Raw genomic sequence first — 13,333 nt, 5'->3', positions numbered from 1 at the left:
CTATAACCCCGGCCTCTGCCAAGCCAACGACAAAGGGTGCTAGCATAAGAAACAAGAATAAAGGACGACGAAATGCTTAACGCTCAACACAACTACGACGCTACCGTTCAGGCTTTTAAATGGACTATCCCCGAGTATTACAATATTGGCGTCGACGCCTGCGACAAGTGGGCCGACGGCTCCGGACGAGTGGCGCTGATCAGCGAAAAATCCCCCACGGAGCAAACGCGCTACACCTTCGATGAGCTAAAGGCGCTCTCGAACCAGTTCGCTCGCGTGCTCGTCAAACAGGGCATCCAACGAGGCGATCGCGTCGGCATTTTTCTGCCGCAAGCGCTGGAAACCGCCGTCGCACATCTGGCCATCTACAAAATCGGCGCTATCGCAGTGCCCCTGTTTACCTTGTTCGGAACCGAGGCGCTGCAGTTTCGCATTAGCAACTCCGGCGCGCGGGCGCTGATCACTCACAAGGAAGGTCGCCAGAAACTGGCCGAGGTACGAAGCACCCTGCCCGATCTGAAGACCCTGTTCGACATAGAAGCCGCCCAATCAACCGGGGACTGCCTGTCATTCTGGCGCGAGCTGGAACACGAGCCGACCGACTTCACTCCGGTCAACACGCGGGCCGAGGATCCGGCCGTCATCATCTATACCTCGGGCACGACCGGCAAACCCAAAGGCGCGCTGCACGCCCATCGCGTGCTGTTGGGCCATCTGCCCGGTGTGGAAATATCGCATAATTTTTTCCCCAAAAAGGCGGCACTGATGTGGACGCCGGCCGACTGGGCCTGGATCGGCGGCTTATTCGATGTGCTGCTGCCCTCCTGGCATCACGGTGTTCCCGTGCTGGCCTGCCGCTTTGCCAAATTCGACGCGGCGGCCGCCTACGACCTGATGTCTCGCCACGGGGTCACTCATACGTTCCTGCCGCCCACCGCCCTGAAAATGCTCAGGTCGGCCGAAAACCCGAGTACGCGCTGGCCCTTGAAATTGGTGTCTGTCGCCAGCGGCGGCGAATCACTGGGCCTGGAGCTCATCGAATGGGGGCGGAAGAATCTGGGCCTGACCATCAACGAGTTCTATGGACAGACCGAATGCAATATGATCGTATCGGCCTGTTCGGCGCTGTTCGACCCGCTGATAGGCACGATGGGCCGCGCGGTGCCGGGGCACACTGTCGATATGGTCGATGATGCCGGCCAGCCGGTGCCCAATGGCGTTGAAGGCCATATCGGCGTGCTGTCGCCCGACCCGGTGATGTTCCTGAATTATTGGCAAAATCCACAGGCCACCACGGAAAAATTTGCAGGCAGATATCTAATCACCGGCGACCGAGGCATCCGCGACGACCAGGGCTTCATACAGTTTGTGGGCCGCAACGACGACGTGATCACCAGCGCCGGCTATCGCATCGGCCCCGGACCTATCGAAGACTGCCTGCTGGGACACCCTGCGGTAAAAATGGCGGCTGTGGTCGGCGTGCCGGACAAAGAGCGCACGGAAGTGGTTAAAGCTTTCATCATCCTGAACGAAGGCTATAACGCCAGCGACTCACTGATCCTGGAACTGCAAAACCACGTCAGGCGCCGCGCGGCGGCCCACGAGTATCCTCGCCAAATCAGCTTTGTCGACTCACTGCCCATGACCGCCACGGGCAAAGTCATTCGCAAGGAGCTGCGCCGGGCATGACACCCAGGGGACGCGTGCGAAACGCGTTGAAATAACTACGAGCAAAACCGAAAGCGTTTGAAACAGACAGGCTAGCCGAATCGGTGCAACATCGCTTTATTCCGTCATCTGAAGCGATCGATGAATACCTGCCGAGCAAAAGTCGTGGCAAGCGTCCTGTGCCTGTTTGCGGCCTGCGGCGTGGCGCGCGCGCGGGCAACGATCAGCGCCGCCGACCTGCAATTGATGCAACGCATCACCTTTGGCCCCACGACGCAAACGCTGCAAAGCTTCGCCCAGGAAGGCCGCAGCAAATGGGTGGAGGGGCAACTGCATTATGTCGGCGACCGCTGCCTGCCCGCCGACGTTCAAGCGCGCATCGACCACTTGGACATCGAGCACCAGAACCCCATACAAATATGGCAAGAGCGGCAAGCTGCATTGAAAGCGGCGCGTGCCGACGGCTCGATGGAAGCAGCGAAAGCCGCGCGCCGGCAGTACGACCGGCAAAGCCTGTCGCAGGCCTTCGAACGGCGTACCTTGCGGGCACTTTACTGCAGCAATCAGCTACAGGAAAAGCTGGTCTGGTTCTGGTACAACCATTTCAACGTATACGGCCACAAGGGCATCACCGCCATCTTCATCCCCGACTATGAAGAACAGGCCATACGCCCGCATGTCCTGGGCAAGTTCCAGGACTTGCTGATGGCAACGCTCATGCATCCGGCCATGCTGCAGTATCTGGACAACGCCCGCAATGCAAAGGGCAAGCCCAACGAAAACTACGCCCGCGAAATCATGGAGCTGCACACCATGGGCGCAGACAGCGGCTATACGCAAGGCGACGTACAGGAACTGGCTCGCATCCTGAGCGGCGCGGGGGTTCATGTGAATGACAAGCCGATTCGCGCCGCTGCGCGCTTTGCACCCTATTTTGTAGAAAAAGGCGCTTTTCTCTTCAACCCCGCGCGGCACGATTCAGGCGACAAGGTCTTTTTAGGCAGGCCCTTCAAAGGCTCGCCCGGGTTCGGCGAGATTGAACGCGCCGTTGCCATCCTGGCGCATCAACCCGCCACGGCCCACGCTATTTCCAAAGAGCTGGCTACGTATTTTCTGGCCGACGACCCGCCCAAGGCGGTTGTGGACCAAATGGCACAAACCTATATGAGAACGGATGGCGAAATTGCCGCGGTCCTGCGCACCCTGTTCGACGCAAAGCTCTTCAACGCAAACGTCCGGCCCAAATTCAAAGACCCCGCGCAATACATTTATTCCTCGATTCGCCTGCTGTACGGCGACCGCCCCGTACAAAATATCCCGCTCGTGCGGCGCTGGATTCTGAGCTTATCCGAAGATCCCTATAACTATCTGACGCCCGAAGGCTACGGCATGAAGCGCAGCGACTGGGCCAGCGCCGATCAAATGACCAAGCGTCTGAACATCGCCACTCAACTCGCTGCCGCAAACCGGCTTTTCGGTACCTCAGGCGAAGCTCTGGATCATGCCAACCTGCTCGCGTTGAAAGCCAGCTACACCGCGCCCAGCCTGACGCCCATGCTTGCTCAGACTCACGGGGAAACACAAAAGGCGGCCCTGATCATCTCGTCTCCTCGCTTCATGGAATATTAAAAGGTTAGCCATGCGCTCACGCACCGACAAATCAATCGATCCCGAATCCGCGAACCCGCACTCATCCAGACGCCGCCAATTTTTGCAGACGGCCGGGGCACTGACCCTGGCATCCTCATCGGCCAAAGTATCGGCATTGCCGGCCGCCCGAGGCACCAAACTCTTAACCGTGATGATGCGCGGCGGCTACGACGCCGCCAATTTCCTGGTGCCGATCACATCCGAAGATTATTACGCCGCGCGCCCCACCATCGCCATCGCCCGCCCAAACTCGGGCGCGGCGGATGCCGCCATCGCCATCGATGAGCACTGGGGCTTGAACCCCGGCGTGCAAGCGCACTTCTTGCCGCTTTACCAGGCCAAGCAAGCGCTACTGATCCCCTACTCCGGAAACCTGAGCGCCCCGCGCAGCCATTTCGAAGCGCAAGACCTGATGGAACAAGGCCTGGCGCCCAACACTCTGCACGCCACGCATCAAAGCGGCTGGATGGGACGGCTCATTGAACGCCTGAGCACCGGCGGAACCGGCGACGCCGGCATTTCATTCACCCGAAATCTGGCGCTATCAATGAAAGGCCCGATGCTTGTGCCCAACATCGCCCTGGCAAACGGCAAGGCCACTCGCAGCAATCCGGCGCATGACGCGGCGATGCGTGTCCTGTACCGCGGCAGCCCCCTGGAACAACTGGTCGAAGAAGGCATTGCAACCCAGAATACCGTTGCCGACACGCTCAACCAGCCCGACAAACTACAGCAGGAAATGACCGCCGCCAGCCGCGGCGCGCCCGACCCGGCCGCGTTCGAGAAACAGATGTCGGCCATTGCCCGCCTCATGCGCACCCACCAGGCGTACTCGATAGGATTCGTCGACGTAGGCGGTTGGGACACGCACGTCGCCCAAGGCAACGGCCGCGGCCAGCTGACCCGCAAACTGGGAGACCTATCCGCAGGATTGGCCGCCTACGCACGCGAAATGGGTCCCGCCTGGAACCACACGATCGTGCTCGTGATCAGCGAGTTCGGCCGCACCTTCAAAGAAAACGGCAACCGGGGCACCGACCATGGTCACGGGACAGTCATGTGGGTTCTGGGCGGCGGCTTGCGCGGCGGACGCCTGGCGGGCCGCCAGGAACCCTTGACCAATCGCATGCTGAATGAACAGCGCGACCTGCCCGTCTACAACGACTACCGCGGCGTTGCCGCGGAAGCGATCGAAGCGTTATATGGCCTGAGCGCAAAGGATATGAACTACATCTTGCCCGGGGCGCCGAAGCTCGGGTTGAAGCTGGTATAGAAACACTCGTTGCCCATGTAGCGGCAGCCCTTGTGGCCGCCAAAATCGTTGGTAGCCGAGGCGATATTTATAGATCGCCGATGGCAGCCACAAGGGCTGCCGCTACATTAGACGGTCACGTCAATCAAATCCACCAACGACCCCACCAACATCCACCGATCAAGCATCGTGGGCGGTTAAGGTGGGGCGGGCGATTCGGGCGCGCCGCGCGCAGGGCCGGCTTCGGGGATGCAAGGCGTGCGCTGTTTGAGCAGGACGCTTGCGAATAGCCCAGTGGGCTATTCGCCCTGCGAGTTCGCACGCCGCCCCGAAGCCGGTCCTGCGCGCGGGAAGTCATGGCGCAGCCATGACCGTGCCCGTCAGAGCCCGATCCACCTTAACCGCCCACGATGCGGGGCTAGAAGGTTTTATAACAAGATAGGATGATGCGAAAAAAGAATGCCATCTTCAGCGAATGCCACCCATCAAACGCCACTCACCAGAAATGCCACCTTTAGCGAATGCCACCCACAAGGGGTGGCGCTACGGGTGACGCTACATCAACTTTCAAACTGCGCGGGGCGCCACTTCAGAAGACGGCCTTCGATATAGGTAAGGATATAGTCGGCAATCAGAGCCACAATAGCCAGCACAATCATGGCCGCAAACACGCCGCTGGCGTTAAACGCCCCTTGCGCCGTAGCGATCAGCAAACCAATGCCCTCGCGCGCCCCCAGGAACTCGCCCACCACCGCCCCCACCAGCGCAAACCCGAAGCTCACGTGCAGGCTCGCCAGAATCCAGCTCAACGCCGACGGCACCACCACCTGCATGGTCACCTGGCGCGGCGACGCGCCCAGAATCTGCGCGTTGGCGATCATATAGCGATCGGCCTCGCGTACACCCTGAAAAGCATTGCCGAACACCACAAAGAACACCATCACCACCGCCAGCGCCACCTTCGACGCCATACCCAGACCCAGCGCAATCACAAACACCGAACCGAGCACCACCCGCGGAATCGAATTGGCAATCTTGATATAGATACTGAAAATATCAGCCAGGAATTTATTGCGGCCCAACAATATCCCGCAAATAATGCCTCCCACGCCGCCAATAAAGAAGCCGATCAGGGTTTCTTCCAGCGTCACCGCCACCTGCCGCCACAACGGCCCTTGCGAAGTGCCCTCCAGGCTCCAATCGTAAATCTGCTTGGCGATCAACGACGGCTTGGAATAAAAGAACGGGTCGATCCAGTGCAGGCTGGCGAACAGCTCCCAACCACCCAAAGCGCCTACCAAAAGCGCCAGGCGCCAGAAAATGATCAAGCGCGAGCGCCAAAGCAGGCGGCGCCTGGCCTCCGCCTCGGCTTCCTGCAACGTATCTTTAACGGCGCGAGCGCGATCGCTGGCCGTCGTCGTGTAAGTTTCAACATGACTGGTCATGACAAGGCACTCCTTTAACCGATATGTACTTCAGCACGCAAATCGTCCCAGATTTCGCGTGCATATTGAACGAACTTCTGTTCGTAGCGAATCTCCGACATCACGCGCGGACGCGGCAGATCAATGTCGTAGACATGTTTGATGGTGGCGGGCCGCGCGGTCAATACAATCACCTTGTCGGCCAGCGCAATGGCTTCTTCCAGATCATGCGTCACAAACACCACCGAACCGCCGCTGGCCGCCCATAGCTGAAGCAGCTCGTCTTGCATCACAGTGCGGGTTTGCATATCGAGCGCGCTGAACGGCTCGTCCATCAGCAGAATCTCGGGGCTATTGATAAAAGTCTGAGCAAGGGAAACGCGTTTGCGCATGCCGCCCGACAACTGATGCGGATAATGCTGGCCAAATTTTTCCAGGCCCACTCGGCGTAGCCATTCCTGCGCCAGCTCCTTAGCCTGGGCTGACCGTTGACCACGAAACATCGGGCCTGCGGCGACGTTGTCGATCACCGTGCGCCACGGGAAGATGGCATCGTTTTGAAATACAAAACCGATTCGTGGGTCGATGCCATCGACGGGCTGGCCCATGACGTTTACACGGCCCGTGGTGGGCTTGAGCAAGCCTGTTATCAAGCTTAGCGTGGTCGACTTGCCGCAGCCCGTCGGCCCGACGATGGCGCAAAATTCGCCGCGCTCGACGCTCATGCTGAAGTCCTGCAGCGCAATGGTCGCCTTGCCGTCGGGAGAAATAAAGCGGCAAGTGATATTTTGCATATCAATAGCCGGGGTGGTGGATAAATCTTGCATGATGAGCTCTATGGTTCAGGCTGGGCCTGCGGGGGTGGGTCTTGGCAAGGGGGGTGATGGCACCCACAAGGGGTGCCGCTATATGATTAGGTGCCGCTACATGAATCGGTGCTGCTGCGATCATGGCACCCACAAGGGGTGCCACTACATTCAAACCAGGTCTGCTTGTATGCCGCTGCAACGCCGCGCCCGCGCGGTGTTGCAGCGAACCCGGGACTATTTGTTGGCGGCGTCCACGAAAGCCGTAGTGTAGGTTTTGGACAAATCGATATGCGCGGCCTTCACCTGGGGCTTGAAGGTCGACAACACCTTGAGTACGGTCGGGGGGCCGTCTTCAGGCATGCGGCCATCGGCTGTAAACATGGGCATCGAGGCCTTTAGCGCCGAGACGTACAAATCCTTGTTGCCGGCGTAATAGTCCTTGGGCATCTGGGCCGCGATTTCCTCGGCCGTGTGTGTGTGGATGTACTTCATGGTCTTCACAAAAGCGCTGGCCAGCTTCTGCGTCTCGGCCTTGTGACTGTTGATCCACGCATTGGGCATATACAGGCTGGCGGCCGGATACAGGCCGCCCAGCGCCTTTTTGGTGGCATCCGCAGTGCGCATGTCAACCAGCACCTTGCCCTGACCGCTCGCCACCAATTGGGTAACGGTAGGATCGGTCGTCATGCCGGCATCGATGCGGTTTTGCTGGATCGATGCAATAAACGTATTACCCGCGCCTACCGGCAAAATGGTGTAATCGCCATGCTTCAAACCACTGACGGCGGCCATGTATTGAGTCAGGAAATCGGTCGACGAACCCAGCCCTGTCACGCCCAGGGTCTTGCCCTTGAAGTCGGCCGGGCTTTTGATTTTGCCCTCTTGGTTGGCGGCAATCACTTCCACTTCGCCCGGTACCTGCGAGAACTGCACCACCGACTCCACTTCCTTGCCCTTGGCCTGCAAATCGATCGAATGGTCGTAAAAGCCTACGACGCCCTGTACAGCGCCGGCCAGCATTTCATTTTCGGCATTGACGCCCGCCGGCTCCGACAACAGTACGACATCGAGCCCTTCGGCCTTGAAATAGCCCAGATTTTCGGTGAGTTTGGCAGGCAGGTAAATGATCTTGTTGATGCCACCGACCATAATGGTGATTTTGTCGCTGGCCGACGCGGTGCTGATCGAGCACGCCGCCAGGGCGGTCGCGACCGCAGTATATTTAAGAATACGAGCAATACCGGACATGAAGGTCTCCTGATTGAGTAGCGATTTTTTATGAACCCGACACGATGTGTGCCACTGACTCAATGCTAAAGACCCCAACTTTCATCCAGCTTTCGCCTCGTAGCCAAAAACATAAGGGGAAACCCCTGTTTTACGCATAAACTTCGACATTCGCCCCATTTACCGTTAATTTCTTAAGAAAAATATCAGCCTCCGGCCCAATGCCTCAATACTTTCGCTACGCCTAATTTACAAAATATCGATTTGCCAAACTTCCCTTTTGCGTTCGCGCCATGAGACTGCTGCTCGTCGAAGACAATCAGGAACTAGCCTTGTGGCTATCCACCGTATTGCAAAAAGACGCTTTTCACGTCGATTGCGTGCATGACGCCGAAATGGCCAATGCCCTGCTGGGCGATGAGCGCTACGACGCCGTACTGCTCGATCTAAAGCTGCCCGGCGCCAGCGGACAAAGCGTTCTGCGCCGCCTGCGCCGCCAGCAGAACCAGACGCCGGTCATGGTGCTGACAGCCAGCGATTCGCTGGACCTGAAAGTGGAATGCCTGGAAACCGGCGCCGACGATTACCTGGTCAAGCCGTTCGAGATCCGCGAACTGGTGGCTCGCATCAAGGCGTTGATTCGCCGCCATAGCGGCAGCGCCACCGCCCAAATCAGCTGCGCCAACCTGAACTACGACACCAATACGCGGCAATTCCAGATCGACGAAGGCACCCTGGCGCTTCCGCCACGCGAGCACAGCCTGCTTGAAGCCCTGCTGATGAACCAGGGCAAGACCATGAGCAAAGCCAGCCTGATGCAAAGCGTGTTCGGCCTGAATTCCGATACCGGCGAAGACGCGCTTGAAATCTACATCCATCGCGTGCGACGCAAGCTCGAAGCTTCGCAAGCCACTATCGTCACCTTGCGCGGACTGGGCTACTTGTTAACCCCGCGCCGCAGCGCATGAACAGCCTGCGTGTCCGGCTGGCTCTATGGGTGCTTTTGCCTTTGGCGATAGCCTTGTCGTTCAGCATCTGGTTTTCGTACCAGGACGCGCAACAAAACGCCCAGACGCAGCAAGACCACCGGCTCTGGACATCAGCGCAGATCATTGCCGGACAGATTCAATGGGTGGACAAGCGTCTGGTGTCGTCGGTTCCCCCCGTGGCGCTGGAGGTCTTTGCATCCAAAAGCCATGACCAAGTGTTTTTCTCTGTCGTCGCCCACGACGGCCAGTTGCTGGCCGGATGGCCGAACCTGCCCATCGTGTTTACGCCCACGGCCAGCCAGACCGATGCCTATCAGGACATCGTCGTTGGCGGCCAGTTGCTGCGCGCCTACAGCATGGCGCGGGATTTTTTCGACTCGGGCAAGTCCACGCAAGTAGTCGTCACGGTCGCCAAAACCCAGAACCAGCTCGAGAGTGAAGCCCGGGCGCTCTGGTGGCCCAATCTGCTGCGCGAATCGGCCATGCTGCTACTGGTATTGGTGTTGATGCTGCTGGGCCTGCGCCATGAGCTCAAACCCCTGGCGGCTCTTCGAGGCGCCATCCTGAACCGCGGGCATACCGATCTGCGCCCCATCCGCCTGCACGATCTTCCGCAGGAATTACGCCCGGTGGTGGAAACGATCAATCAATACGCCAGCCGCATCCAGCGGCAGATCGATTCGCGCAAACGCTTTATTGAAGATGCGGCCCACCAGTTGCGCACCCCCATGGCCTTGCTCAGCACCCAATTGCATTACGCGCAAAGCCTGGCCGACACCGACGAGCTGCGCAGGATTCTTTCGGCGCTTAGCCACAACCGGCAACAGATCACGCAACTGGTAAACCAGTTGCTAAGCCTGTCTCAGGCCGAAAGCCTGCGCGCCGGCCATGCGGCGCGCACGCCTCTGGCCTTGCATACCTTGGCCCACGAGGTGCTGATCGAACTGGCCCCGCTGGCCGCCCAACGTGAAATCGACCTGGGGCTCGGCGCAAACAGTGTCGAAGCCAGCCTCGTGGCGCACCGCCCCGCCCTTTACGCCTTGCTGTTCAACCTGGTGGACAATGCCATACGCTATACGCCGCCCGGCGGCAGCGCGACCGTATCGATTCTGCAAACACCCGCGCACGGCGTCATGCTGGAGGTGGAAGATACCGGCCCAGGCATCCCGCCGGAATTGCGAACCCGGGTGTTCGAGCGCTTCAATCGCGGCAATGCCGTCGATTCGGAGGGTACAGGGCTCGGCCTGGCCATAGTCCAGGAAGCCGCGGCAGCCTGCGGGGGTACCGTCAGCCTGCATACCGGACGCAATCGCAAGGGCCTGCGTGTGGTGGTGAGGTTCAAAACAATGCCGCAGGCTTGACACCTAAGCGGACAAGAACGATTTGATCAACTCACGCGCCAGTTCGGCCTGATCTTCATCGACCATCAGGGTCTGCTCGTTAAGGCTGTTGGAAACCGGTCCCGGGTACATCGAGCTGAACGCCCCGCCCCGCATGAAAAAAACAACGCCATAGGCCTGCATCAGCGATGTGATCACCAAGGCCTCGGATTCCGACTTCGGGGTATATATGGGCACCATGTCTTGAGCATACTCCGTAAATCGCGACTAGGGCATTTTTGGTCGAACGGTATGCGGCATGGGATGTTTGGGTGTTTGGTGGCTGGACGTATTGGTATTTGAAGACGCCGTCTATGGGGGCCGGGGCGAGGCCGGCACGGCGTGCCAAGAATTCACTGGCCGGCGGCCTGCCTTTGTCACGTTGCTCGCAGTCTGTCTCTATCACGTTGCCCGTAGACCTCACTCGACCAAGCGCCTGCCGTCCCTACACATTCTCCGATGCATTTCACCAGCGCAGCCGCAGGGCGAGGGGTGGGTACCGTCCGGTCATTCGGCCAGCGCCGGGTGCTGACGAAGGGAAGGCGGGGGCTGTCGTCGGGCGCTGTCTGAACGGAGCCTCGCGTGCGAGGCGCAGAGAGAGTTCGCCCGACGCCCGCCTGGACGAGGCAGACCCGGGCAGTCGGGGCGCGTAGCGCCTCGACCGCTGGGCGGACCGGACGGGACCCACCCCTCGCCCTGCGGCGTGTTAACAGAATGATCCCACCCAAGACGGCTCAAAAAAAGAGCAACACAAAACGCGTTCAGTTCCGTAAACGCTTCAACCGAAAACGCCCTAATCCTTGCTCCGAGTCATGACTTCCCGTTCCACGCGCCGATCGGGGATGAGCCACATGCATGCCGTGGCAATATAAAAAGCGCCCGCCAGCCACGAAGACACAAATGAGCTGCCGATCCCGAGCAGATACAGCAGGGGCGATATCTTCCCCTTGACGTCGGCGCTCACCGCATGCGCCAGGCGCGATTGAGCCCCCTGGAACCGGATGATCAGGTTTTGCAAAATGACATAGGCAATGGCGCAACACAGCAGGTTCAAGCCGTACAGAAACATAGCCGCCGGCGCAAAATGGTTTTCGCCCATCCAGCCCGTCGTAAAAGGCAGCAGCGACAGCCAGAAAAGCAAATGCAGGTTAGCCCAAAGTATGCCGCCGCTTACCTTGTCGACCAGATGCAACATGTGATGATGGTTGTTCCAGTAGATGCCCAGATAGACGAAGCTGAGGATATAACTGAGAAACACCGGCGCAACAGGCACGAGCGCCGCAAATGTCGCCCCATGGGGCACCTTCATCTCAAGCACCATGATCGTCAATATGATCGCCAGCACACCATCGCTGAACGCCTCCAGACGGTTCTTGCCCATGACTGTCCTTTTGCATCGAGGGGGCTTCATTTTAAAGCTGGATTCCTGATTACAATAGGGAAACGTTGCCGTCTTTACTCCCCGCCTTCATCCCATAACGCTGGCAGCCGCATCCATGACCGAAACCGAACTCCGCGCAGAGATAGTGCGTATTGGGCGCAGCCTCTTTGAACGAGGCTACGTCCACGCCACGGCCGGCAACATCAGTTGTCGGCTGGATGACGGCTTCTTAATTACGCCCACCGACGCCTGCCTGGGCTTTCTGGAGGCCGATCGCATCGCGCGGGTGGATGCCAGCGGCGCGTGGACCGGTGGCGACAAGCCCAGCAAGACGCTGGCCTTGCACCGGCATATCTATGCGGCCGACGACAGCGCGAGCTGCGTCATACACACCCATTCGACGCACCTGGTCGCGCTGTCGCTGCGACGCGGCCACGCCCACGGCGACCTGCTGCCGCCCATTACGCCCTATTTTGCGATGAAGGTCGGCCACGTGCCGCTGATTGCCTACCACCGCCCCGGCGATCCGGCTGTGGGCACGCTGGTCGAGCAGGAAATCCGCCGGGCGTCTTCGGCCGGCATCCCTATCCGCGCCGTCATGCTCGATCGGCTGGGTCCGAACGTGTGGGCCGGCACGCCCGCTTCGGCCATGGCCATTCTGGAAGAACTGGAAGAAACCGCCAAGGTGTGGCTGCTGAGCGGACAAAACGCAGCGGCGTTGACGGAGATGCAAATCGAAGAACTGCGAACGACGTTCGGGGCTAGTTGGTGAGTTTTTGTGGCACCCACAAGGGGTGCCGCTACATAACGTTCCGGTTGGTATTTGTAGTGGCGGCCCTTGCGGCTGCCAAAACCATAACAGTCAAGTGGGTATTCACCAAACCCGCCGCTACAACGCTACAATGCAACCTGCCGCAAAATCAAATTTAATCACGTTCACGGCTAATAGGTTCGAAAGTAGGTTTTCCCATAGATGTGTCGCTGGTCCCGGTTCTTAACGCAGGTTAAGTGAAGGAAAGTGTCATGATCGCGCAAACCCAAATCTGGCTTTTAACGCTGACGGGAATCGGGCTGGTCTCGTTGGTATTCATCTGGATCACCAGTCAGGCAAGCAAACCCGACGATACTGCGCAAGTGCAGAAGGCCTCGTATACCATCCGACGATGGTGGTTCCTTGCCTTGGTTCTGCTGGGCGTCGGCGTGGCCTACGCCACCCTCAAGCCATTCCCTATCGCCAATCAAAACGCGACATCGAGCGCAGCGCAAATCGTCGATGTCGTGGGGCGGCAGTGGTCGTGGACGCTCAGCCAAAACAAAATCAAGGCCGGTATCCCGGTGCAATTCAATGTGACCAGCACGGACGTCAACCACGGCTTCGCCATTTACGGCCCGAACGACCTGATCGTCACACAGACCCAGGCCATGCCCGGTTTCACCAACCGCCTGCACTACACCTTTACCCAGCCCGGCAAATACCGGGTGATGTGCCTTGAGTATTGCGGCGTGGCGCATCACGGGATGGTGACCGAATTCGAAGTCGTCAAGGGAGGCTAG

General features: G+C 59.1%; 12 protein-coding genes. 7 read left to right on the top strand and 5 right to left on the bottom strand.

Annotated features, from left to right (window positions below):
* Positions 1 to 72: 72 nt before the first annotated feature.
* From EDC26_RS10825 to EDC26_RS10815, 3 genes are all read left to right on the top strand, one after another.
* Positions 73 to 1,689, top strand: a complete 1,617-nt coding sequence (locus tag EDC26_RS10825) for an acyl-CoA synthetase (RefSeq protein WP_132582440.1) — start codon at positions 73 to 75, stop codon at positions 1,687 to 1,689.
* 120 nt (positions 1,690 to 1,809) lie between these two features.
* On the top strand, positions 1,810 to 3,297 hold the full coding sequence (locus EDC26_RS10820; protein ID WP_132582438.1) for a DUF1800 domain-containing protein: 1,488 nt from the start codon (positions 1,810 to 1,812) through the stop codon (positions 3,295 to 3,297).
* A 10-nt stretch (positions 3,298 to 3,307) separates the two neighbouring features.
* A complete protein-coding gene (locus EDC26_RS10815; RefSeq protein ID WP_132582436.1) occupies positions 3,308 to 4,591 on the top strand; it encodes a DUF1501 domain-containing protein in 1,284 nt (427 codons plus the stop codon).
* 539 nt (positions 4,592 to 5,130) lie between these two features.
* On the opposite strand, the gene EDC26_RS10810 is transcribed toward EDC26_RS10815, so the two are convergent.
* The 3 genes from EDC26_RS10810 to EDC26_RS10800 all read right to left on the bottom strand — a co-directional run bounded on the left by EDC26_RS10810 (position 5,131) and on the right by EDC26_RS10800 (position 8,051).
* Positions 5,131 to 6,015: an ABC transporter permease gene (locus EDC26_RS10810; RefSeq protein ID WP_132582434.1), complete on the bottom strand. Its 885-nt coding sequence runs from the start codon at positions 6,013 to 6,015 to the stop codon at positions 5,131 to 5,133.
* A gap of 14 nt (positions 6,016 to 6,029) precedes the next feature.
* Positions 6,030 to 6,821 (bottom strand): ABC transporter ATP-binding protein, encoded by a 792-nt coding sequence (locus EDC26_RS10805; RefSeq protein ID WP_425012562.1) that lies wholly within the window; start codon positions 6,819 to 6,821, stop codon positions 6,030 to 6,032.
* 216 nt (positions 6,822 to 7,037) lie between these two features.
* On the bottom strand, positions 7,038 to 8,051 hold the full coding sequence (locus EDC26_RS10800) for an ABC transporter substrate-binding protein (protein ID WP_132582430.1): 1,014 nt from the start codon (positions 8,049 to 8,051) through the stop codon (positions 7,038 to 7,040).
* Positions 8,052 to 8,323: 272 nt separating this feature from the next.
* On the opposite strand from EDC26_RS10800, the gene EDC26_RS10795 reads away from it, so the two are divergent.
* Both EDC26_RS10795 and EDC26_RS10790 read left to right on the top strand, forming a co-directional pair.
* A complete protein-coding gene (locus EDC26_RS10795) occupies positions 8,324 to 8,998 on the top strand; it encodes a response regulator transcription factor (protein ID WP_132582428.1) in 675 nt (224 codons plus the stop codon).
* Positions 8,995 to 10,380, top strand: coding sequence for a sensor histidine kinase (locus tag EDC26_RS10790; protein ID WP_132582426.1), 1,386 nt, complete (start codon positions 8,995 to 8,997; stop codon positions 10,378 to 10,380). The genes EDC26_RS10795 and EDC26_RS10790 overlap by 4 nt, the downstream gene beginning before the upstream one ends.
* 3 nt (positions 10,381 to 10,383) lie before the next feature.
* On the opposite strand, the gene EDC26_RS10785 is transcribed toward EDC26_RS10790, so the two are convergent.
* Positions 10,384 to 10,599: a DUF2007 domain-containing protein gene (locus EDC26_RS10785; RefSeq protein ID WP_132582424.1), complete on the bottom strand. Its 216-nt coding sequence runs from the start codon at positions 10,597 to 10,599 to the stop codon at positions 10,384 to 10,386.
* Between the two features lie 592 nt (positions 10,600 to 11,191).
* A complete protein-coding gene (locus EDC26_RS10780; RefSeq protein WP_132582422.1) occupies positions 11,192 to 11,779 on the bottom strand; it encodes a TMEM175 family protein in 588 nt (195 codons plus the stop codon).
* A gap of 115 nt (positions 11,780 to 11,894) precedes the next feature.
* Here EDC26_RS10780 and EDC26_RS10775 point away from each other — a divergent pair, with 115 nt between their 5' ends.
* Together EDC26_RS10775 and EDC26_RS10770 are read left to right on the top strand one after the other, a co-directional pair.
* The gene (locus tag EDC26_RS10775) at positions 11,895 to 12,551 is read left to right on the top strand and encodes a class II aldolase/adducin family protein (RefSeq protein ID WP_132582420.1); all 657 of its coding nucleotides are present in this window, start codon (positions 11,895 to 11,897) and stop codon (positions 12,549 to 12,551) included.
* Positions 12,552 to 12,802: 251 nt separating this feature from the next.
* The gene (locus tag EDC26_RS10770; RefSeq protein WP_132582418.1) at positions 12,803 to 13,333 is read left to right on the top strand and encodes a cupredoxin domain-containing protein; all 531 of its coding nucleotides are present in this window, start codon (positions 12,803 to 12,805) and stop codon (positions 13,331 to 13,333) included.

The organism is Paralcaligenes ureilyticus (genome assembly GCF_004346225.1).
Lineage (GTDB): Bacteria > Pseudomonadota > Gammaproteobacteria > Burkholderiales > Burkholderiaceae_B > Paralcaligenes > Paralcaligenes ureilyticus.
This window is presented reverse-complemented; position numbering and strand designations above follow the sequence as displayed.

Excerpts from the sequence above, each read along its gene's own strand:
- EDC26_RS10825 (WP_132582440.1), top strand. The coding sequence starts at position 73 with ATGCTTAACGCTCAACACAACTACGACGCTACCGTTCAGGCTTTTAAA.
- EDC26_RS10820 (WP_132582438.1), top strand. The coding sequence starts at position 1,810 with ATGAATACCTGCCGAGCAAAAGTCGTGGCAAGCGTCCTGTGCCTGTTT.
- EDC26_RS10815 (WP_132582436.1), top strand. The coding sequence starts at position 3,308 with ATGCGCTCACGCACCGACAAATCAATCGATCCCGAATCCGCGAACCCG.
- EDC26_RS10810 (WP_132582434.1), bottom strand. The coding sequence starts at position 6,015 with ATGACCAGTCATGTTGAAACTTACACGACGACGGCCAGCGATCGCGCT.
- EDC26_RS10805 (WP_425012562.1), bottom strand. The coding sequence starts at position 6,821 with ATGCAAGATTTATCCACCACCCCGGCTATTGATATGCAAAATATCACT.
- EDC26_RS10800 (WP_132582430.1), bottom strand. The coding sequence starts at position 8,051 with ATGTCCGGTATTGCTCGTATTCTTAAATATACTGCGGTCGCGACCGCC.
- EDC26_RS10795 (WP_132582428.1), top strand. The coding sequence starts at position 8,324 with ATGAGACTGCTGCTCGTCGAAGACAATCAGGAACTAGCCTTGTGGCTA.
- EDC26_RS10790 (WP_132582426.1), top strand. The coding sequence starts at position 8,995 with ATGAACAGCCTGCGTGTCCGGCTGGCTCTATGGGTGCTTTTGCCTTTG.
- EDC26_RS10785 (WP_132582424.1), bottom strand. The coding sequence starts at position 10,599 with ATGGTGCCCATATATACCCCGAAGTCGGAATCCGAGGCCTTGGTGATC.
- EDC26_RS10780 (WP_132582422.1), bottom strand. The coding sequence starts at position 11,779 with ATGGGCAAGAACCGTCTGGAGGCGTTCAGCGATGGTGTGCTGGCGATC.
- EDC26_RS10775 (WP_132582420.1), top strand. The coding sequence starts at position 11,895 with ATGACCGAAACCGAACTCCGCGCAGAGATAGTGCGTATTGGGCGCAGC.
- EDC26_RS10770 (WP_132582418.1), top strand. The coding sequence starts at position 12,803 with ATGATCGCGCAAACCCAAATCTGGCTTTTAACGCTGACGGGAATCGGG.